The sequence below is a fragment of the Paenibacillus sp. LX16 genome (assembly GCF_036252815.1).
Lineage (GTDB): Bacteria > Bacillota > Bacilli > Paenibacillales > Paenibacillaceae > Paenibacillus > Paenibacillus polymyxa_B.
This window is the reverse complement of sequence record NZ_CP141152.1, coordinates 5,018,947-5,042,738: the sequence shown is the minus strand read 5'-3', so window position 1 is coordinate 5,042,738 and position 23,792 is coordinate 5,018,947. Positions and strand designations below refer to the sequence as shown.

At 53.0% G+C, this 23,792-nt stretch carries 5 protein-coding genes; 2 read left to right on the top strand and 3 right to left on the bottom strand.

Annotation, left to right across the window (positions count from 1 at the left end):
• The first annotated feature begins 46 nt into the window (after window positions 1-46).
• Window positions 47-18,787: a non-ribosomal peptide synthetase gene (locus T3H97_RS22630; protein WP_328800953.1), complete on the top strand. Its 18,741-nt coding sequence runs from the start codon at window positions 47-49 to the stop codon at window positions 18,785-18,787.
• A 933-nt stretch (window positions 18,788-19,720) separates the two neighbouring features.
• On the opposite strand, the gene T3H97_RS22625 is transcribed toward T3H97_RS22630, so the two are convergent.
• The 3 genes from T3H97_RS22625 to T3H97_RS22615 all read right to left on the bottom strand — a co-directional run bounded on the left by T3H97_RS22625 (window position 19,721) and on the right by T3H97_RS22615 (window position 22,227).
• Window positions 19,721-20,824, bottom strand: a complete 1,104-nt coding sequence (locus T3H97_RS22625; RefSeq protein ID WP_328800952.1) for a sensor histidine kinase — start codon at window positions 20,822-20,824, stop codon at window positions 19,721-19,723.
• Window positions 20,817-21,497, bottom strand: a complete 681-nt coding sequence (locus tag T3H97_RS22620; protein WP_023990458.1) for a response regulator transcription factor — start codon at window positions 21,495-21,497, stop codon at window positions 20,817-20,819. Before T3H97_RS22620 ends, T3H97_RS22625 begins: the two co-directional genes overlap by 8 nt.
• Before the next feature lie 163 nt (window positions 21,498-21,660).
• Window positions 21,661-22,227 (bottom strand): class I SAM-dependent methyltransferase, encoded by a 567-nt coding sequence (locus tag T3H97_RS22615; protein ID WP_328800951.1) that lies wholly within the window; start codon window positions 22,225-22,227, stop codon window positions 21,661-21,663.
• 942 nt (window positions 22,228-23,169) lie between these two features.
• On the opposite strand from T3H97_RS22615, the gene T3H97_RS22610 reads away from it, so the two are divergent.
• On the top strand, window positions 23,170-23,760 hold the full coding sequence (locus T3H97_RS22610; RefSeq protein ID WP_328800950.1) for a DedA family protein: 591 nt from the start codon (window positions 23,170-23,172) through the stop codon (window positions 23,758-23,760).
• Window positions 23,761-23,792: the final 32 nt, after the last annotated feature.

The window sequence follows — 23,792 nt, the reverse complement described above, 5'->3', positions numbered from 1 at the left end:
TACAAAGCCTATCTATAAAGAATCTCTAAACCGGGAGTGTGTCGATGTGAGAGAGAATACCAACGAGCAATATGGATTAACGCAAGCCCAGCGCCGAATATGGTTCATGGAAATTATGAATCCGGGAACGTCCATCACGATGCTTTCCGCGACCTACCAGATTACGGGCGAGATCAACATACAGCTTCTGGAGCAAGCGGCGGCAGAGATCGTCAAAACCTATGACGTTTTCCGAATCCGCATTAGCGGGGATTTGCAAAATCCAACGCAGTGGTTCGAAGAGCCGGAGAATGTCCAAGCTAGGATAAGCCGCCTCGAAATAGGCACAACCGAACAATTCTATGCTTGGGTGAAAGAAGTAAGCGAAAAACCGGCCAGCGTGTTCGACGAACACCTCTACCAATTTACGATTATCCATTTTGCGAACGGCCAAGTATGGCTCAATTTGACGGTAAATCATATTATCGCCGACGGCTTGTCCGTCAATGCTTTGCTGCATGCGGTGATGGAAAAATACCTGGAACTGCGCAAAGGCATCTCCAGCAGTTACCAGGCCCCTTCCTATCTGGATTATATTTCCGCGGAGCGTGAATATGAGCAATCGCAGCGTTATCAAAAAGGCAAGGAATACTGGCTGACGAAGTACAACACTTTGCCTGAAACGACCGGCATTAAATCGTATCCGCCATTCTCGATCGGCAGCGAATCCAATAAACTGGCCATCACTTTGGACGGTTCCCGGTATGAACGCATTCTGGCCTTCAGCGAACAATATCAGGTCAGCTTATATACGTTATTTCTGTCCGCCATGTACGCCTTATTGTACAAGCTGACCGACAGCACCGATGTTCCGGTCGGCACGGTTTTCGCCAATCGCACCAGCAAGAAGGAAAAAGAAACGATCGGCATGTTCGTCAGCACCGTGGCTACGCGGATTCGTCTGAATCCAGACGGGCACGTGCTTTCCTTGATCCAAACGGTTTCCAAGGAGAATACGGCGGATCTGCGGTATCAGAAATACCCTTATAACCAATTGATCCAGGATTTACGCGAACAACACGGCCGTAACGATCTTTCGGGGCTGTTCCGCACGTCTCTGGAATATCTGCCTTTGAAAATCGTGGAGTACGAAGAAATCAAGGTACGCCTGGAGGCTCACTTCGCTAGACACGAGATGGACGATTTGCTGCTGCGCTTCGACCATATGCTGAATGAAGGCCATGTAATTCTCCATGCTTCCTATCGTACCGGCCTGTTCGAGACGGCCGAGATTGATCGGATTATGGAACAGTATGTAACCGTTCTGGACCAGTTTCTTCAGACTCCCGAACTGCCGGTACGCGAGATTTCTCTGCTGAGCGATGAGGAGAGACACCGCATTCTCAACGTTTTTAACCCGCCGGTGGCAGGGCTGAGCGAGGGAGAAGCGTTTCATCGGTATGTTGAAAAGTTTGCCCTGGAAATTCCGGATCATCCGGCAGTCGTCTACATGGACAAACAGCTGACCTACGGCGAATTGAACGAACGCGCCGAGCGGCTGGCTTCTCTCCTTCGCGAACAGGGCGTGGGAAGGGAGACGATTACGGGGATCTGGGCGGAGCGTTCGGTGGAACTGCTGGTCGGGGTGCTCGCCGTTTGGAAAGCCGGCGGAGCCTATGTACCGCTGGACCCCGATTATCCGGCGGAGCGGATTGAGTACATGCTCAGCGATAGCGAAGCAACGGTGCTGCTTACGCAGCGTCATCTGTTGGAGCGGGCCGGAGGTTGGTTGGCCGATGACCGGCTGAAGCTTCAAGCTGTCTATGCCATGGACGATGAACAGATTTATAACGGGGATGCCTTAGCCGTGGAATTTGAATCTGCCGGCAGCGCCCCGCAAGACTTGGCTTATGTGATTTACACCTCGGGTACGACGGGACGCCCGAAAGGCGTCATGATCGAGCACGGTAGTCTCGTGAATACGGCGGATGCGTACCGTCGCGAGTACCGGTTGGATCAGTTTCCGGTGCGGCTGCTGCAGCTGGCCAGCTTCTCGTTTGACGTGTTCGTCGGAGACATCGCGCGGACGCTGTATAACGGAGGCACGATGGTGATTGTGCCGAAGGATGACCGGATTGATCCGAACCTCTTATACGGCTGGATTCGGGACCAAAATATTACGGTATTCGAATCGACGCCTGCGCTCATCCTGCCGTTCATGCAGCATATTTATGAAGAAGGGCTGGACGTCAGCTCCATACAGTTGCTGATTACCAGCTCGGATGCTTGCAGTGTCACCGATTACCGATTGCTGCAGGAAAGATTCGGCGGACAATTCCGCATCATTAACAGCTATGGCGTTACCGAAGCGGCCATTGACAGCAGCTTTTACGGTGAGCCGCTGGATAAGCTGCCGCCGTCGGGTCATGTGCCGATCGGCAAAGCTTGGCTGAACGCCCGGTTTTACATTGTCGATGCCGCGTTAAAGCCAGTTCCTGTAGGGGTTCCGGGCGAGCTTGTCATAGGCGGCGCCGGGGTGGCGCGCGGGTACTGGAACCGTCTGGACCTAACCGCCGAGAAGTTTGTGGACAGCCCGTTTGTGCCGGGCGAACGTGTGTACCGGACAGGCGATTTGGCCCGCTGGCTGGAAGACGGCAACGTCGACTTCATCGGCCGGATCGACTATCAGGTGAAAATTCGCGGGTTCCGGATCGAACTCGGCGAAATTGAAACGGCCCTGCTGCGTTTCCCGGGCGTCAAGCAGGCTGTGGTGACCGACCGTACGGATGAGCAAGGGCAAAAGTATTTGTGCGGCTACGTGGCGGCGGATGCTTCCTTGCAGCTGAGCGATCTGCTGTCCCAATTGAAGCAAGAGCTGCCGGCCCATATGGTCCCGGCCCGGCTGGTGTCTCTTGATAAGCTTCCGCTCACGCCGAACGGCAAAATTGACCGTAAAGCGCTGCCTGAACCGACCGGAGAGGTAGAAGCAGGCCGTGACTATGTGGCTCCTCGCACAACGCTGGAAACAAGACTTGCTCTCATTTGGAAGCAGGTGCTGGGTATTGCGCGAGTTGGAGTCCAAGACGATTTCTTTGACTTGGGTGGTCATTCCTTGCGGGCCTCCACGCTGGTTTCCAAGATTCGGAAAGAGCTGCAAGTCGAGGTTCCGCTGCGGGAAGTTTTCCGCTACACCACGATCGAACAGCTGGCCCGAAGAATCGGCGGTTTAAGGCAGCAGGAGACGTATGAGATTACAAAGGCGGCTGAGGCCGAGTACTATCCGGTTTCATCCGAGCAAAAGCGTCTGTACGTCCTGCGCCAGCTTGACGGGGCCGAGCGCAGCTACAATATGTCGGCGGCGCTTCTTCTCGAAGGCAAGCTGGACCGCACGCGCGTCGAGCACGCGTTCCGGGCGCTGATTCAGCGCCATGAGACGCTGCGTACCGGGATCGAGCAGGTTCAAGGCGAGCTTGTCCAGCGCATCTATGACGAGGTGGAGTTTGCTGTAGATTATTTCCAAGCGAGCGAGCGGGAAGTGGACCAAGTGGTGGAAGCTTACTATCACCCATTTGATCTGACCAAGCCGCCACTTCTCCGCATCGGCCTGATCGAAGTCGACGAGGATCGCCACATTCTGCTGTTCGATATGCACCATATCGTCTCGGACGGCATTTCGACAGCGCTGCTCTTCGACGAGTTCAGCCGCCTGTATCGGGGCGAGGAGCTGGCCCCGCTGCGCATTCAATACAAAGATTATGCCGTTTGGCAGCATTCCGAAGCTTACGGGCAGATGCTCCAGCCGCAGAAGGAGTATTGGCTGGAACAGCTGTCGGGCGAGCTGCCGGTCTTGGAGCTACCAACGGACTTCCCGCGGCCTGCGGTGCAAAGCTTTGACGGCCGAACCGTGAAGTTTTATATCGAGAAAGATCGGACGGAGAAGCTGAAAGAGCTGGCGGCACGGACAGGGACGACCCTGTACATGGTGCTGCTGTCGGCTTACACCATCCTTATGCATAAATATTCGGGTCAGGAAGATCTGATCGTAGGAACGCCGATTGCCGGAAGAACGCAGGAAGAAGTGCAGCCGATCGTAGGGATGTTTATCAACACGCTGGCCATTCGCAGCCGTCCGGAGCGTTCCAAGCCGTACCTTTCGTACCTGGAAGAAATCAAGGACATCACGCTCGGGGCTTTCGAACACCAAAATTATTTGTTCGAAGACTTGGTAGAAAGTCTTCACATTCCGCGCGCGACCGGCCGGAATCCGCTCTTTGACACGTTCTTCTCCCTACAAAATACGGAGAACGAGCAAATTGTCATCGAGGGGCTGGAGCAATCGTTTTATCCACTGGAAAACCAAACATCCAAGTTCGAGCTGCTCCTGGATATTTCGGAGCTGGACGGTCAGCTCGAATGCCGGTTGGAGTACGCTACGGCTTTGTATAAACAAGAGACCGCGGAGCGGTTCGCCAGACATTATAACAAGCTGCTCGAAACCATCGCAGCAGCGCCGGACGGGGATATTGCCTCGCTGGAAATGCTCACGGAGGAGGAAATCCGCGAGTTGGTGCGCGGTTTCAACGATTCGGAGGCGGACTACCCGCGGCAGCAGACGATTCACGGCTTGTTTGAAGAGCAGGCGGAGCTTTATCCGGACAACGTGGCCGCCGTCATGAACGAGCGGCAGCTGACCTACCGCGAGCTGAACGAGCGATCCAACCGCCTTGCGCGGAAGCTTCGGGAGACGGGAGTAGAAGCGGACCAGCTGGTAGCGATTCTGGCCGAACGCTCGCTCGATATGGTTGTCGGCATTCTGGCGATTCTCAAAGCGGGCGGAGCATACGTGCCTGTCGATCCCGACTACCCGGAGGAGCGCATCCGCTTCATGATCGAGGATTCGGGCGCGCCGTTATTGCTGATTCAAAAGCATCTGCACGAGAAGACCGACTTCGCAGGAACGCGCCTCGAATTGGACGATTTCGTTTGGGGCGACAGAGGGGCGGACTCCGCCGATGTGCGGGACGCTTCGAACCTGGAGCCGATTTCCGGGCCGGGCAACCTGGCTTATGTCATCTACACGTCGGGAACGACTGGCAGACCGAAAGGAACGCTGATCGAGCATAAGAACGTCGTGCGCCTCCTGTTCAACGACAAGAACCTGTTCGACTTCGGGCCGTCCGACACGTGGACGCTGTTCCACTCGTTCTGCTTCGATTTCTCCGTCTGGGAAATGTACGGAGCGCTGCTGTACGGAGGCAAGCTGGTCATCGTACCGCCGCTCACGGCGAAAAGTCCAGCCGATTTCCTGGCGCTGCTGGGCCGCGAACAGGTTACCATTTTGAACCAGACGCCAACGTACTTCTACCAGCTGCTGCGTGAGGTCTTGACGGATCATCCATACGATTTGCGGATTCGCAATGTGATCTTTGGGGGCGAAGCGCTGAGTCCGCTGCTGCTCAAGGGCTTCAAGACGAAGTACCCGGAGACGAAGCTGATCAATATGTACGGCATTACCGAGACGACGGTTCACGTTACGTATAAGGAAATAACGTGGGTCGAAATGGAGGCGGCGAAGAGCAATATCGGCAAGCCGATCCCGACGCTGAGCGTGTACGTCCTTGATGAAAACCGCCGCCCTGTGCCGATCGGCGTAGCGGGCGAAATGTACGTGGCCGGGGAAGGCCTTGCGAGAGGATACCTGAACCGTCCGGATCTGACGGCGGAGAAGTTCGTCGATTCCCCGTTTGCGGAGGGGGAGAAACTGTACCGCTCGGGCGACTTGGCGGCTTGGCTGCCGGACGGCAACATCGAATACCTGGGCCGGATCGACCACCAGGTCAAAATCCGCGGGTACCGGATCGAGCTGGACGAAATCGAGACGCAGCTTCTGAACGTCGAGGGCGTGGAAGAAGCGGTGGTGCTCGCCCGTCAGGACGGCGGGGGCGAGAAGGCGCTTGTCGCCTACTTTGTGGCGGACCGGACGCTGACGGTCAGCGAAATGAGAACCTCGCTGGCCCAGGGAATGCCGGGGTACATGATCCCGTCGTACTTCTTGCAGCTTGAGCGCATGCCGCTGACGTCCAACGGTAAAGTGGACCGCAAAGCGCTGCCGGAGCCGCAAGGCGGCTTGCAAACGGGCGTCGAATACGTAGCGCCGCGTAACCGGACGGAGTCCCAGCTTGTGAAGATATGGGAGGAAGTGCTGGGTTACTCCGGCATTGGAGTCCTGGACAATTTCTTCGAGCTCGGAGGCCACTCCTTGCGGGCGACGAACCTTGTCAGCAAGATTCAGAAGGAAATGAACGTCGAATTTCCGCTGCGCGATGTGTTCCGCTATACGACGGTAGAGTCGATGGCCGGGGCTATTGCCAGCTTGGAAGAAACACGGCACAGCTCGATTCCGAAAGCGGAAGAGAAAGCGTACTATCCGGTTTCCTCCGCGCAAAAAAGGCTGTACGTCCTGCACCAGTTGGATAGCTCGGAGCTGAATTACAACCTCCCAAGCGCCTTGCAATTGGAAGGGGCTTTGAACGAGGCCAAAGTGGAAAAGGCGCTGACTACTTTGGTGGCCCGGCACGATATGCTGCGCACCGGTTTTGAAATCGTGAATGGGGAGCCAGTTCAGCGTATTCATCCGCTCGTAGCTTTCAAGGTCGAGAAGCTTCAAGCAAGCGAAGATCAGGTTGCGGCCATTCTTGAAGGCTTCATTCAGCCTTTTGACTTGACCCAGCCGCCTTTGCTGCGCGCCCTGCTGATCGAACTGGAGAAAGAGAAATTCCTGCTCGCGCTGGATATTCATCATATTGGTTCCGACGGCCTTTCCATGGACGTGCTGTTGCGCGAATTCGTGCGGCTTTACAATGGGGAAGAATTGCCGGAGCTGCGGATTCAATACAAGGATTACGCCGTTTGGCAGCAATCCGAGGAGCAGCGCCAGCGCATCAAACGGCAGGAGGAATACTGGCGCGGGGTATTCAGCTCCGAGCTTCCGGTTCTTGAGTTGCCTCTCGACTTCTCCCGCCCGGCCGTCCAGCAGTTTGACGGTCAAACGCTCACGTTTACGCTGGATGCGGAGAAAAGCGAAGCTCTCAAACGGCTTGCCGGCGATTCGGGGGCGACGCTGTACATGCTTCTGCTGGCTGCGTACTCCGTATTGCTTCATAAATACGCGGGACAGGAAGATATAGTGGTCGGCACTCCGATTGCCGCCCGTTCTCACGCCGACCTGCAGCCGATTATCGGCATGTTCGTCAATACGCTGGCCCTTCGCTTGGGTCCGGCGGCGGAGCGGACGTTCCTGGATTACTTGCAGGAAGTGAAGGAAACGACGCTTGGAGCCTACGAGCACCAGGACTATCCGTTCGAGGAGCTGGTGGAAGCTCTTCAGGTGAGCCGGGATTTAAGCCGGAATCCTCTGTTTGACACCATGTTTTCTTTGCAAAAGCACGAAAGCTTGGATTTAACCCTGGAAGGCTTGCAATGGTCGCTGTTCGACATCGAGGAAAAGACGGCAAAGTTTGATCTTAGCTTTGATATCGTGGAAGCCGATAACGAGCTGGTTTGCAAGATCGAGTACGCTACCTCGTTGTTTAGACAGGAAACGATGGTACGGCTGGCGGGACATTACGAGCAGCTTTTGGCGTCGATCCTGGCTCAGCCGGGTGCGCGGATTTCGGATTTGGATATCTTGACGGACAGCGAAAAGCATGATTTGCTGGTCGGGTTTGACGTGTCGTCTTCGGCTCTTGCGAAGCAACCCGCCGCAGAGGGTACAGGTTTGGAAGCGGATGAGTCGTGGAGAGAGAGAACGTTCCACGAGCTGTTCGAGGAGCAGGCGGAGCGCACTCCGGGAGCGCTGGCGGTTGTCTACGAAGACAGCAAGCTGACGTATGCGGAGCTGAACGCCAAAGCGAATCGTCTGGCGTATGCACTGCGGGCGCGCGGGGTGAAGCCGGAGCAGGTGGTCGGCATTCTGGCCGGCCGTTCGGCGGAGCTGTTGATCGGGGTGCTCGCCGTATGGAAAGCGGGCGGCGCTTATGTGCCACTCGACCCGGACTATCCGGCGGAGCGGATCGAGTATATGCTCGCGGACAGCGGGGCGTCGGTGCTGCTCACGCAGACCCGCCTGCTGGAGCAGGCGGAAGCTTGGCGCAGCGACGGAGCTCTAGTGCTGCAAACGGTGCTTGCGCTTGACGACGCCGCGACGTACAGCCTCGGAGCGGCGGGAGCGGCTGCTGCCGAAACGTCCGCCACGGCAGAAGCCGAGAAAAATGTACTAGCGGCGGATCTCGCATCGAATCCGACGAATGTGAACAAGCCGCGCGATTTGGCTTACGTCATCTACACCTCCGGTACGACGGGCAAGCCGAAGGGCGTGATGATCGAGCACCGCAGCCTGGTGAACACGGCGGCGGGCTACCGTCGGGAATACCAGTTGGATCAGTTCCCGATCCGGCTGCTGCAGCTCGCCAGCTTCTCGTTCGACGTGTTCGTCGGCGACATTGCGCGGACGCTGTACAACGGCGGCACCATGGTCATCGTGCCGAAGGACGACCGCATTGATCCAACCCGCCTCTACGGCTGGATTCGCGACTACGCCGTGACGGTGTTCGAATCGACTCCGGCGCTGATCGTGCCGTTCATGGAGCATGTACATGCCGATGGTCTGGACCTCAGCTCGATGCAACTGCTGATCACAAGCTCGGATGCGTGCAGCGTAGCGGATTACCGCACCTTGCAGGAGCGCTTCGGCTCGCAGTTCCGTATTATTAACAGCTACGGCGTAACGGAAGCGGCGATTGACTCCAGCTTCTATGACGAGCCGCTGGAGAAGCTGCCGAAGACGGGCAGCGTGCCGATCGGGAAAGCGTGGCTGAACGCCAAGTTCTACATCGTGGATGCGAATCTGAAGCCGGTGCCGATCGGGGTGTTGGGCGAGCTGGTTATCGGCGGAGCGGGTGTGGCCCGCGGTTACTTGAACCGTCCGGATTTGACGGCGGAGAAATTCGTAGACAGCCCGTTCGCCGCTGGGGAGCGGCTGTACCGGACGGGCGACCTGGCGCGCTGGATGCCGGACGGCAACGTGGACTTCATCGGCCGGATCGACAACCAGGTGAAAATTCGCGGCTATCGGATCGAGCTTGGTGAAATTGAAGCGGCCATGAAAAATTTTGCCGGCGTGCGCCAAGCGCTTGTCATCGACCGGACGGACGAGCGGGGGCAGAAATATTTGTGCGGGTATGTCGTAGCGGATTCCAGCTTCGATCTGGAAGGGCTTGTGGCCCATCTGGACGCCGCGCTGCCTTCCCATATGGTGCCTTCGCGCATCATGCGCCTGGATCAAATGCCGCTTACGCCGAACGGGAAGATCGACCGTAAAGCCCTGCCTGTACCGGAAGGAAGCATTCGTGCCGAGGCTGCATACACGGCGCCTCGTACTCCTGCCGAGCAAGCACTTGCGTCGGTCTGGCAGTCGGTGCTGGGCGTGGATCAGGTCGGCACGATGGACAATTTCTTTGCGCTCGGCGGCGATTCGATCAAGGCCTTGCAGGTATCGTCCCGTCTTTTGCAAACGGGGTACAAGCTGGTCATGAAAGATTTGTTCCATTATCCGACGATTTCCGCCCTTAGTTTGCAGCTGCAAACGGCGGAGAGAACGGCAAGCCAGGCCGAAGTGACGGGAGAGGTCAGCTTGACCCCGATTCAGCGCTGGTTCTTTGAACAAAATCCGGCCGACGTGCATCACAGCAACCAGGCGTTCATGCAGTTCTCCAAGCAAGGCTTTGACGAAGAAGCTTTACGCCAAGCGGTGCGTCAGCTTGTCGTGCATCACGATGCTCTCCGTACGGTTTACCGCCAAACCGAGAACGGCTATACCGCCTGGAACCGCGGCGCCGGGGAGAACGAAGCGCTGTTCGATCTGGAAGTTGTCGATTTCAAGGGAGTCGGCGACGTGAAAGAAGCGGTAGAGGCTAAGGCGAATGACATTCAAGCGAGCATCGATCTGGAAAACGGTCCGCTGGTGAAGCTCGGCTTGTTCCGCTGCGACGACGGCGACCACCTGCTCATCGCGATCCACCACTTGGTCGTAGACGGCGTATCCTGGCGGATTCTGCTTGAGGATTTTGCTGCCGGCTATGAGCAGGCGCTGCAAGGGCAGCCGATCCGTCTGCCGCTCAAAACGGATTCATTCCAAACGTGGGCGAAACAGCTCGCTGATTATGCGAACGGTCCGGCGATGGAAAGCGAGAGAGAGTATTGGCAGCATATCGAGCAATTGACCTATGAGCCGCTTCCGAAAGATTTTGAACAAGGCAGATCCAAGCTGAAGGACAGCGGGCTCGTGACCGTTCGCTGGACGGCGGAGGAAACCGAACAGCTGCTGAAGCAGGCACACCGTGCTTACCATACGGAAATGAACGATTTGCTGCTTGCCGCGCTTGGCCTCGCTTTACAAGCTTGGAGCGGCCGGGAACGCGTGCTGGTGAATCTCGAAGGCCACGGCAGGGAAGATATTTTGCCGGATGTGGACATTACGCGCACGGTAGGCTGGTTTACAAGCCAATTCCCTGTCGTTCTGGAGCCGGGTCACGCCCAGGCGCTCGGTCATCAGGTGAAACAGGTTAAAGAAAGCTTGCGCCGCATTCCGAACAAAGGAATCGGCTACGGCATCCTGCGTTATTTGTCGGCGCCGCGTGACGGCGAGCGCTTCGCTTTGGAGCCGGAGATCAGCTTTAACTATTTGGGTCAGTTCGACCAGGATTACGAAAGCAGCGGCTCGAGGCCGTCTCCGTTCAGCCCGGGCTCCGATTCAAGCCCGAATGCAGTGATGGATTATGTCCTCGATATCAACGGTATGGTGTCGGAAGGAGTGCAGGAACTCACGATCCGTTATGGGGAAACCCAGTATAAACGGGAAACGGTAGAGCGCCTGGGCACCCTGCTTCATTCGAGCTTGCGTGAAGTCATCAGCCATTGCGTATCGAAAGAGCGGCCGGAGCTTACGCCTAGCGACGTACTGCTTCAAGATGTGACGTTGGAGGAACTGGAGCGGCTGGCTGAACATACGGCGGCGCTCGGCGAACTGGAGAATATATACACCCTGACTCCGCTGCAAAAAGGGATGTTGTTCCACAGCCTACTGGATGCCGATTCGGAAGCTTACTTCGAACAGGTGACCTTCGATCTGTACGGAAGCCTGAATGTCGAAGCCTTCACCCAAGGATTGGATACGCTGGTGCAGCGGAATGAGGCGCTGCGGACCAACTTTATTACCGGCTGGAGAGACGAGCCGATTCAAGTGGTATTCCGCGAGCGGAAGTGTGAAGTGTACTTCGAAGATATTCGCTCGGTAAGCGATGAAGACCCGGAGAAGACGATAGCCGATTTCGTCAGCGCGGATAAAGCGAACAAGTTCGATTTGGCCCGAGGCTCTCTTATGCGCGTGACAGTTTTGCGCACGGGCGACGAGTCCTACCATGTGATCTGGAGTCACCATCACATTTTGATGGACGGCTGGTGCATGTCCTTCATGATCAAGGAAGTGTTCGACACCTACTTCGCGTTCCAGGAGAAGCGGACGCTGGAGCTTCCGCCGGTTACCTCGTACTCCCGGTATATCGAATGGCTGGAAGTTCAAGATGCCGCGAAAGCTTCGCGTTACTGGTCCGAGTATTTGGCGGGTTACGATCAGCAGACCAAGCTGCCCCAGGAGAAAACGCAGCTGAAGCAGGGCGCTTTTGAAGCGGCTGAAATCGATGTGGAACTCAGCAAGGAACTGACTGGGCAAATCGAGCGGGTGGCGCGCCAGCAGCAGGTGACGCTCAATACGTTCATGCAGACCGTATGGGGACTGGTTCTGCAGGTATACAACAACAGCGAGGATGTCGTATTCGGCTCCGTCGTATCCGGGCGTCCGGCGGAAATTCCGGGCATCGAAAGCATGATCGGCCTGTTTATTAATACGATCCCGGTCCGTATTCAAGGCAAAGCCGAGGAGACGGTAGCCGATATCTTGAGAAAAACCCAGGATCAAGCGCTGGCATCGGGAGCTTACGAAACGTTCCCGCTGTTCGAAATTCAGTCGCTGAGCGAGCAAAAGCGCAACTTGATCAACCATATCATGGTCTTTGAAAATTATCCGATGGAAGAACAGATTGAGCAGGTCGTCGGCGGAGACAAAGAAGCGCTGAAAATCGCTAATATCCAGTCGCCGGAGCAAACGAACTACGACCTGGACATTACCGTCATTCCGGAAGAGCATATTTTGCTGCGGTTTACGTACAATGCGCTGACGTTCAGAGAGGAAGACATCAGGCTGATCCACGGTCATTTTGCCCGGGCACTGGAGAAGGTTGCGGCTAACCCGAACATCCGCGTGAATCAGTTGGAGCTTTTGACGGCGGCGGAAAAAGAGCAAATTCTTGGCGCGTTTAACCCGGCGCAGCCGGAAGCGGCTCCTGCGGCCGCGTTCCACCGGCTGTTCGAGGAACAGGCGGAACGCACGCCGGAAGCGGCAGCTGTCGTGTACGAGAATGACCGGCTGACGTATGCGGAGCTGAACGAGCGGGCGAATCGCTTGGCGGCCACGCTGCGTGCAAGCGGCATCGGCCGGGAGACGATCGTCGGCATTCTCGCCGAGCGTTCGGTGGACTTGCTGGTGGCCGTGCTGGCCGTCTGGAAAGCGGGCGGGGCGTATGTGCCGCTCGACCCGGATTACCCGGCGGAGCGCGTGCGGTTCATGCTTGAAGACAGCGGAGCGAAGGTGCTGCTGACGCAAACGCCGCTGCGAGAAAGTGCCGAAGCCTGGCTCGGCGAAGAGGAGCTGGCGCTGGCGGCAGTGCTGTACCTGGACGACGAAGCGTCGTACAGCGACGAGCGGGCGAATGCGCCGCTGGAAGCGGATGATCACTTGCACGAATGCCGTCCGGAGGACCTGGCGTACGTGATCTACACGTCGGGAACGACGGGCAAGCCGAAGGGCGTGATGATCGAGCACCGCAGCCTGGTGAACACGGCGGCGGGCTACCGGCGGGAATACCGGTTGGATCAGTTCCCGGTGCGGCTGCTGCAGCTCGCAAGCTTCTCGTTCGACGTGTTCGTGGGAGATATCGCGCGGACGCTGTACAACGGAGGCACGATGGTGATTGTGCCGAAGGACGACCGGATCGATCCATCTCGTCTGCACCACTGGATGGAGCGGGAGCGGGTCACCATCTTCGAATCGACGCCGGCGCTGATCGTGCCGTTCCTGGAGTACGTGCACGAGCAGCAACTGGATATGAGCTGGATGGAGCTGTTGATCACGAGCTCGGACAGCTGCAGCGTGGCGGATTACCGGACCTTGCAGGAACGCTTCGGCTCGTTGTTCCGGATCATCAATGCTTACGGCGTGACGGAAGCTGCAATCGACTCAAGTTTCTACGACGAGCCGCTGACGAAGCTGCCGCAGACAGGCCATGTGCCGATCGGCAAAGCGTGGCTGAATGCGAAATTCTACATCGTGGACGCGCATCTGAACCCGGTGCCGGTCGGGGTGCTGGGCGAGCTGGTTATCGGCGGAGTCGGGGTAGCGCGCGGGTACTTGAACCGTCCGGAGCTGACAGAAGAGAAGTTCGTAGACAGCCCGTTCGCCGCGGGCGAGCGGCTGTATCGCACGGGAGACTTGGCGCGGTGGATGGAGGACGGGAACGTGGACTTCATCGGCCGGATCGACAACCAGGCGAAAATCCGGGGGTACCGGATTGAGACGGGCGAAGTCGAAGCGAAGCTGCTGAGTGTAGGTGGCGTGAAGGAAGCGGTCGTCGTCGTCAGGGAAGATCAAGAAGGTCAGAAAGCTTTGTGCGCTTATTATACAGCGGAAGAAGGCTTGACGGCGGCGGACCTGAAGCGGGCGATTGCCAGCGAGCTACCGGGGTACATGATCCCGTCGTACTTCGTGGAGCTGGAGCGTCTGCCTCTGACGCCGAACGGAAAGATCGACCGGAAGGCGCTGCCGGCACCGGAAGGGGGAGCAGGCGGAGGCCGCGAATACGTGGCGCCGCGCACCGAACTGGAGGCGAAGCTGGCCGCCATTTGGCAGGATGTGCTTGTTCGGGAGAATGCGGTAGGCGTGACGGACAACTTCTTCGACCTCGGCGGACACTCCCTGCGGGCGACGACGCTTGTCAGCAAAATGTATAAGGAGCTAGGCGTTGAATTCCCGCTTCGCGACGTATTCCGCTACTCGACGGTTGAGGAAATGGCCGCGGCTATGGAGCGGCTGGAGATCGGCTCGTTCACGGCTATTCCGGCTGCGGAACCTAGCGAGTATTATCCACTCTCTTCCGCTCAGAAACGTCTCTATATCTTGAACCAGCTGGAAGGAGCCGAGCTGAGCTACAACATACCGGGAGCTATGCTGCTCGAAGGGGAGCTCGACCGGCAGCGTTTTGAAGAAGCGTTCCGCGGGCTCGTAGCTCGTCATGAAACGCTGCGTACCGGCTTTGAGATGGTAAAAGGCGAAGCGGTTCAGCGGATTTACGAAGAAGCCGCCTTCCAGGTGGAATATGTGCAGATCAGCGGGGAGCAGGCGGAAGAAACGGTGCGCCAATTCGTTCGTCCGTTTGATCTAGCGAAGCCGCCACTTCTGCGGGTGGGCCTTGCCGAACTGGCGCCAGACCGGCACATTCTAATGTTCGATACGCATCATATCGTATCTGACGGCGTTTCGATTGACGTACTGATCGAAGAGTTCGTCCGCTTGTACAGCGGGGAGCAGTTGGAGCCGCTCCGCATTCAGTACAAAGATTATGCGGTATGGCAGCAATCGGACGAGCAGAAAGCTCAGCTTGCCAAGCAGGAAGCCTACTGGCTCGACATGTTCCGCGGAGAGTTGCCGGTTTTGGAATTGCCGATGGACTATCCGCGCCCGGCTATGCAGAGCTACGAGGGCCGCACGCTGCAATTATTTATGCATAGCGAGAAAAGCGAGGGTCTGAAACGGCTTGCAGCCGAGAACGGGGCAACGCTTTACATGGTTCTGCTTGCTGGTTATACAATATTATTGCATAAATATACGGGGCAAGAAGACGTGGTGGTCGGTACGCCGATTGCGGGAAGAAATCACAGCGACGTTCAGCCGCTGATCGGGATGTTCGTCAATACCCTGGCCATCCGCAGTTATCCGGCTGCCGGTAAGACGTTCCTTGACTACTTGAAGGAAATCAAGGAGACGACGCTGGGCGCTTTTGAACATCAGAATTATCCGTTTGAGGAACTGGTGGGTAAGGTGAACGTGGCTCGCGATTTAAGCCGCAATCCGCTGTTCGATACGATGTTTGCTTTGCAGAATACAGAGAATTTGGAAATCCAGCTTCCCGGACTCCATTTGTCGACGTATGCCAGCGAAGAAATTGTTTCTAAATTCGATCTCAGCTTGGACGTCACGGAGATCGAGGAAGGCTTGGAATATCTGTTTGAATACGCCACTGCTCTTTATAAAACCGAAACGGTGGAGAAATTGGCCGCTCACTACTTGCAGCTGCTTGAATCCATTCTCCGCAACCCGTCGGCGACTATTGCCGAGCTGAACTTGCTGACGGCAGAGGAAAAAGAACAAATTCTCGGCGCGTTTAACCCGGCGCAGCCGGAAGCGGCTCCTGCGGCCGCGTTCCACCGGCTGTTTGAGGAACAGGCGGAGCGCACGCCGGAAGCGGCGGCCGTCGTGTACGAGAATGACCGGCTGACGTATGCGGAGCTGAACGAGCGGGCGAATCGCTTGGCGGCCACGCTGCGCGCAAGCGGCATCGGCCGGGAGTCGATCGTCGGCATTCTCGCCGAGCGTTCGGTGGACTTGCTGGTGGCCGTGCTGGCCATCTGGAAAGCGGGCGGGGCGTATGTGCCGCTCGACCCGGATTACCCGGCGGAGCGCGTGCGGTTCATGCTCGAAGACAGCGGAGCGAAGGTGCTGCTGACGCAAACGCCGCTGCGAGAGCGCGCCGAAGCCTGGCTCGGCGAAGAGGAGCTGGCGCTGGCGGCGGTGCTGTACCTGGACGACGAAGCGTCGTACAGCGACAAGCGGGCGAATGCGCCGCTGGAAGCGGATGATCACTTGCACGAATGCCGTCCGGAGGATCTGGCGTACGTGATCTACACGTCGGGAACGACGGGCAAGCCGAAGGGCGTGATGATCGAGCACCGCAGCCTGGTGAACACGGCGGCGGGCTACCGGCGGGAATACCGGTTGGATCAGTTCCCGGTGCGGCTGCTGCAGCTCGCAAGCTTCTCGTTCGACGTGTTCGTGGGAGATATCGCGCGGACGCTGTACAACGGAGGCACGATGGTGATTGTGCCGAAGGACGACCGGATCGATCCGTCTCGTCTGCACCACTGGATGGAGCGGGAGCGGGTCACCATCTTCGAATCGACGCCGGCGCTGATCGTGCCGTTCCTGGAGTACGTGCACGATCAGCGGCTGGATATGAGCTGGATGGAGCTGTTGATCACGAGCTCGGACAGCTGCAGCGTGGCGGATTACCGGACCTTGCAGGAACGCTTCGGCTCGTTGTTCCGGATCATCAACGCCTACGGCGTGACGGAAGCGGCGATCGACTCAAGTTTCTACGACGAGCCGCTGACGAAGCTGCCGCAGACAGGCCATGTGCCGATCGGCAAAGCGTGGCTGAATGCGAAATTCTACATCGTGGACGCGCATCTGAACCCGGTGCCGGTCGGGGTGCTGGGCGAGCTGGTCATCGGCGGAGTCGGCGTGGCGCGCGGGTACTTGAACCGTCCGGAGCTGACGGAAGAGAAGTTCGTAGACAGCCCATTCGCCGCGGGCGAGCGGCTGTACCGCACGGGAGACTTGGCGCGGTGGATGGAAGACGGCAACGTGGACTTCATCGGCCGGATCGACAACCAGGCGAAAATTCGGGGGTACCGGATTGAGACGGGCGAAGTCGAAGCGAAGCTGCTGAGTGTAGGTGGCGTGAAGGAAGCGGTCGTCGTCGTCAGGGAAGATCAAGAAGGTCAGAAAGCTTTGTGCGCTTATTATACAGCGGAAGAAGGCCTGACGGCGGCGGACCTGAAACGGGCGATTGCCAGCGAGCTGCCGGGTTACATGATCCCGTCGTACTTCGTCGAGCTGGAGCGCCTGCCTCTGACGCCGAACGGGAAAATCGACCGGAAGGCGCTGCCGGCGCCGGAAGGGGGAGCAAGCGCAGGCCGCGAATACGTGGCGCCGCGCACCGAACTGGAGGCGAAACTGGCCGCCATCTGGCAGGACGTGCTCGGGCCGGTCACGATTGGCGTGACGGACAACTTCTTCGACCTCGGCGGGCACTCCCTGCGGGCGACGACGCTGGTCAGCAAGGTGCACAAGGAGCTGAGCGTGGACCTGCCGCTGCGCGATGTGTTCCGGCACTCGACCATCGAAGCGATGGCCGAAGCGATCGGCCAATTGGAGCGGCAGGAACACCTCTCCATTCCGGTTCTGGATAAGAGGGATTACTATCCGCTTTCCTCCGTGCAAAAACGGCTGTACATCCAGCAGCAGATGGAAGGCGCCGAGCTTAGCTACAACATGTCCGGCATGACGGTTCTCGTCGGGCGCTTGGAACGGAATCAATTCGAGGCGGCGCTCAAAGGATTGATAGCTCGTCACGAAATTTTGCGAACCGGCTTCGAAATGGTCGACGGCGAACCAGTACAACGGATTTATCCGGACTTGAAGTTTGCCGTCGAGTATACGAAAGCGACGGAAAGTGAAACGAAAAGCATCGTAGACGGCTTTGTGCGCGTCTTTGATTTGGAGCGGCCGCCGCTGCTGCGTGTGGGCTTAGTCGAATGGGAAGCGGAACGGCATCTGCTCATGCTGGACATTCATCATATCGTCACGGATGGCATGTCGATGGGCATCTTCGTCGAAGAGCTGCTGCGCCTGTATAACGGCGAGACTCTGGAACCGCTTCGGATTCAATACAAGGAATTCGCCGCTTGGCAGCAGTCCGAACCTGTAAAAGAGCGGCTGAAACGTCAGGAAGCCTACTGGCTGGACGTGCTGGAAGGCGAACTGCCGACGCTTGAACTGCCTACGGACTTTGTCAGACCTGCCGCTCGCAGCTTTGAGGGAGATGTGCTGCCTTTCAGCATCGACAAGCAGATGACCGACAGCTTGCAGCGCATCGCCGATGAGAACGGTGCCACCCTTTATATGGTGTTATTGGCGGCCTATTCAATCCTGCTCAGCAAGTACTCGGGACAAGAAGACTTCATTGTAGGCACGCCGGTTTCGGGCCGCACACATGCCGACCTGGAGCCGCTCATCGGAATGTTTGTCAACACTTTGGCGATTCGCCATTATCCGTCCGGGGAGAAGACGTTCCTCGCTTACTTGAACGAAGTCAAAGAAACGATGCTGGGGGCCTACGACCACCAGGATTATCCGTTCGAGGAGCTTGTGAAAAAGCTGCAGGCGCCGCGAGATCAAAGCCGCAATCCTGTATTCGATGTCATGTTTGCTCTGGAAACCAAGGAAGATAACGTTCAAAGCTTCGGGGATATCAAGATCGAATCTTATCCGGAAACTCATACGGTTTCTCAATTTGATCTTACCTTGGTCATTTCGTTGCTGGATGAGGGAATGAACGGGCAGTTTGAATATGCCACCAAGTTGTTTACGCTCAATCTGATCGACAATTTTGCTCAGGACCTGCTCGTGATCATCACCCAAATTTGCGAACAGCCTTCGGTGCTGTTGAAGGATATTTCCCTGAACGGGCAATCCGAACAGGAGCAAGATGTGCTAGAGGCCATTGATATTATTTTCTAATCCCTTACCCGGCTTGGGTGTATGCCGTATTTCTCTCGGTACGCATCCTGCCGGGTGTTTTTTTTCCAAATGAAAGGGAAAAATCCACCACAGGAATCTGACGTCAAGTGCCGCTGAGTAACTATTTCAATTTATTGGAAAATCGACAAAACACAACAGAAATCGTAGTTTACCTTTGGTATACTAAGAATCAAACCATTCCATAAGTTCACTATTTAAAGAATTAAGTAAAATCAAGCTATCATTCGAACAAAAGAGAATTAATAAACTGGCTAGAGATATAATGGCTTCATTGAAAGAAGTGAATAATGAATTAGTAAGAGATTTGATAGAAGAATTTAATAAAATAAAAATGGATAATAACCTAACTTTAGTTCAAAAAGAGCATCTGAAGACAGCACTTCTTGAACTCTCATGAACTACAGGGCGGTTAGTTCAAATATATGGACAATGGACTAAAGATGGACAGATTATTAGAGATAATTCTTTGAAAAAGAAAATTGATCATTTAAGCACGTTATATGCGACATTCAGTATATTGAGGAAATGCAGATGATGATGATTATCGATCATCAGTCGTATGGACTTAAAATCTTCGAGGGTCTTGTTTGTAATCAATTTATAGAAATATCATATTATTAACCAGGGGAATATGGAAAATAAAATTGTAGACTATGAAAATGAAGATGTAAAATCAAAATAATCCGTCACTGTATAAATATTCTTTAAGGACTGTATTGGTAGTTCAACATGTGAAAGCACAGTATACCAGACAACTGGAACGGAGAACGCAATGTACTCGGCGTACCTTAGAAACTTAACGAAAATTTATGAGTAATTGTGTAAGAAATGGGGGATTGAAATAAGAGGTTTAGGAAGCGGAGCTTCTCCGCATTCCATAGAAGTCTTTAGAAAAAACTTTAATTGACACGGTTAGCTACTTGAGCTAATTTCAGAAGGCAATTTCAATTGGAATGTAAATACGTTATTACTATGATTAAGCGTTAAGGTGCCTTGATGTAACTCAACAATATTTCTAGCAATGGAAAGGCCCAGTCCTGCTCCTGTTTGAATACCTTCGCTACTTCTTGAATGGTCAACTTTATAAAAACGATCAAATAGCTTCTCCTCTTGATCTTGCGTGAGAGGAGCTCCTTTATTTTCGACCTCAATCGTAATTTGCTCAGGACTCGTTTTCAGTCGAATGCAAATGCCTCCCGGCTTCAAAGAATACTTTAAGGCGTTCATGAGAAGATTATCGATTGCTCTGGCAATTTTATCGCTGTCAATGGAGGCAACGATTGGGGAGTCACCGATATCTTTCACGATATATACACCGTTTTCTTGAGCAATGGGTTCGAACTCGAACAGCAATTGATCCAAGAGTTGAAATAAATTGATCCTTCTCAGATTTAAATGGGTATCGACCGAAGTGAGGCGGGTATATTCGAATAAGTCATCGAGCAACTTCTTCAAATGAATCGCTTTGTTATAGGTGTTTTGAACAAAGCGCGTATATTCATCTTTATCCTGATATGAGTCTGTTCTTAAAAGCTCGATATAGCCGATAATGCTTGTCAGAGGAGTGCGCAAGTCATGTGAAATACCTGTGATCAACTCCATCTTAGACTTCTCTATTTCACGTTCTTTTACGATTTGCTGCTCTAAACGTTCTGTCATTCGATTAATGTTGGACGCGACCCGCCCGAGTTCATCTTGTCGATCAATAGATACCCGATATTTTAAATTACCTTCGGAAATAATCTGAAGCCCTTGCTCCAATGTAATTAAGTCTCTAACGATTCGCCGTGTCAAAACTAAAAAAGTAAAAATAAACGTTACCATAAACAAGGGGGTAAGAAGATAAGGAAAAAAATTGCGAAACCAATACCATTCCATAGCACTGCTAATTTTCAAGAAAAGTAAAATGAGAATATCATTTATAGCAATGGCGATAATTAAACTTAGCACCATTCTGATTAAAATGTTGACTTGAATTCGTTTTTTTCGTTTTGACTTTTGTACATGTTCATTCAATTTTATAGCCAACTCCCCACACCGTTTTAATATACTGAGGATCTCTTGGGAACTGCTCTAATTTTTCTCGTAAATTACGAATATGAACCATTACGGTATTATCAGAAAATCCGTATGGCGCCTTCCACACATTTTCGTAAATGTGCTCCGAACTAAAAACCTGCCCAGGATGGCTGGCAAGCAAGACCAGAATAGCAAACTCAAGAGGAGTCAACGAAATTTCGTTGCCCTTTAACTTCACGGAATGTTTACTCTTATCGATGATCAGGTCTTTAATAAGAATAAGGGAATTAAATTCTTCTTTTCCTATTAATGTTTGACGACGTAACTGCGCTTTTACGCGAGCAAGCAATTCTAATGGATTGAACGGTTTGATCATGTAGTCATCGGCCCCGGTAGTCAGTCCGTTAATTTTATCAATATCTTCTTCCTTGGCTGACAGCATGATAATCGGAGTATTCGATATTTCCCTTATTTTAAGGCATGCTCTGATTCCATCCATTCGTGGCATCATGACATCTAGGATAACCAGTTGAATCGGTGTTGTCTTTATGGCATCCAGGGCTTCTTCACCATCGGCTGCTTCAATTACATGGTATCCTTCATTACGAAGATATACATGAATGACATCCCGAATCTCGGAATCATCATCCACAACAAGAATGGTATTCATTACTGACTGCTCCTTCTTTTTTGACTTGGTAGAATTAAGGTGTTTAAGGTACCTGAAATTACGCAACTAGTATAGATATCTTGATAATAAGGTAAATTCTTCGCTTTTTCTACATAGGCATAAGCGAAACATTTAATGGAGTGAATTAAAGTGTCATCATCATTTAAATTGTTTCCTTTTTGCGACAGACGTAAACGAAAGCGGGAGGGATATTGAAAGGCACTAAATCAATTTTTTCAATGATAAATTTTTCGGAAAGCTGCTTTTTCATTTGAAGCGAATATTGAAAGGCGATAAACAAGCCTCCAGGTTTGAGTGCTTTATAGATCTGTTCAACCAAGGTATCTCTCAATTCACGATCAAAATTAAAAAAAGGTAGTCCGCTAAAAATACAATCTAACTGATGAATGTTCTCTTGCTTCATTGCTTCTACTAACTGAGCAGCGTTCGGATGACAGGAGAAGTCTGGGTATTCTGTCTGTAAATTATTCCTCATAGTCTCATTCATCTCAAACAATAATACTTTCGTGGGTTCGCTCACCTGGGCGTTGATAAAACGGGTGATAGCACCTGTACCCGATCCGAGTTCTGCGACTGCCTTAATCTCGTTCCAGGGGGCTTGTTTCACCATTTTGGTCGCTAGAAATTGGGAGCTTGGTATAACACTGCCTACATTTTTTGGGCTGCGAATAAAGCTTTGCAAAAATAAAAGGTATTCATTAAGTTTCAACTGATTTTCCTCCATTACTGTTTTTATTGTCAGGAACAATGCTGAATAAGGTACAAATATTAAACAAATTTATTTCTTTTATCGAAACGGATGGATACCGAAACGATTAAAAATGAGAAAATTAAAGTAAAGACATAAGGAGGAAATGTCGTACGATTGGGAAGAACATACCGATGCACATGGCCCAATCCCCTCTATTTCTGCACCTCTTTATTATTTCGATACAGAAAATCATAATGAAAAAAACTAAGGAATTAATGAGTATATTTCTAAAGAAAATCTAAAGATTCATCTATAGAAGGTTTAAAATCTATATTATCCAACCCAAAAAGCCTTACCGACCAAGTCGGTAAGGCTTTTTTATAAGGGCAAACTGTTTCGCCACGCAATTCAATGATATTTATGGCTATAGAAAGGCCAAGCGCTATTCTAATTTGTATCCCTTCATAATGTTGGGGAGGAGGATGTTTGTGATCGTTTATGATCGTGTATTTTCTTCTACTTGTATGTAGGGTGAAGCTTTGCTTTCACTCTCAAAATGGGATGCCTTTGTTACACTTCATTACAAGGTGAATGATTCCGGGATCAGTGGAGTACTTAATAACTTTGATCAGAAGATAACTAATTGCTATTGTTATTCTTTCAATGTCAGTACGGGCGGGAATAGGAGAGAGAATTCTCTCTTTTTCAATTTCCATCAGTGCTAAAGAAGTAGAATTACCAAAGTGTTAGGATAAAGTTGAGGTCTGATTAGCTTGGTTAAAAGCTGATCAGACCTTTCCTACATTGGGCGTAAAAAGTTTAAGATGTCAATCCATGGCTTGAAGGGGAGAATTAAAGGCGTTTTTGTATTACTTCAGAATTTCTTTAGAAATATCCCTATAAGCTCCTAAGATTTTTATAATAATATACTTTCATCGACATTAACGAGGAGGTTAGAACATGATTAGCGATATCGTCTTACAGCTAGTCGATCATTATGGATATCTCTTTTTTTTCTTAGCCTTCTGCCTAGGTCCATTCGGTGTCCCGGTTCCAAATGAAATAACCATACTAACAGGTGGAATTTTGAGTAACAACGGAGCTTTAAACCCGTGGATTGTATATATTGTTATCCTCGCTGGCTTATTTACAGCAATTACAATTGCTTATTTTGCGGGCAGAATCTTTGGAGAAAAATTCAAACTAAAGTTTCAAAACAACCGTCATTTTCAGAAAGCAGAGAAATTTTTTGAACAACACGGAGATATCGCAATGTGTCTTGGACATTTCATACCAGTTGTTCGGTATATTTTGCCTGTATTCGTTGGTCTAAACGGTATCTCATACAAGAAGTTTGCTTTGATTTCGTATTCCAGCGCGTTTATTTGGACCGCAACGTTCTTTGCCTTTGGCAAGTTCCTTGGACATTATATATTGAATTTGCTAGATTTGATCGATCCTAAATTGGCCGTGGTTTCTTTAATCATAGCCGTTGGCACCTTTATCACAACCAAGTGGTTCAAGTCAAAATTATCCGGCCTTACTGCATAAGCTGGTGGACAAATGAAAAAAACAGAAGAAAG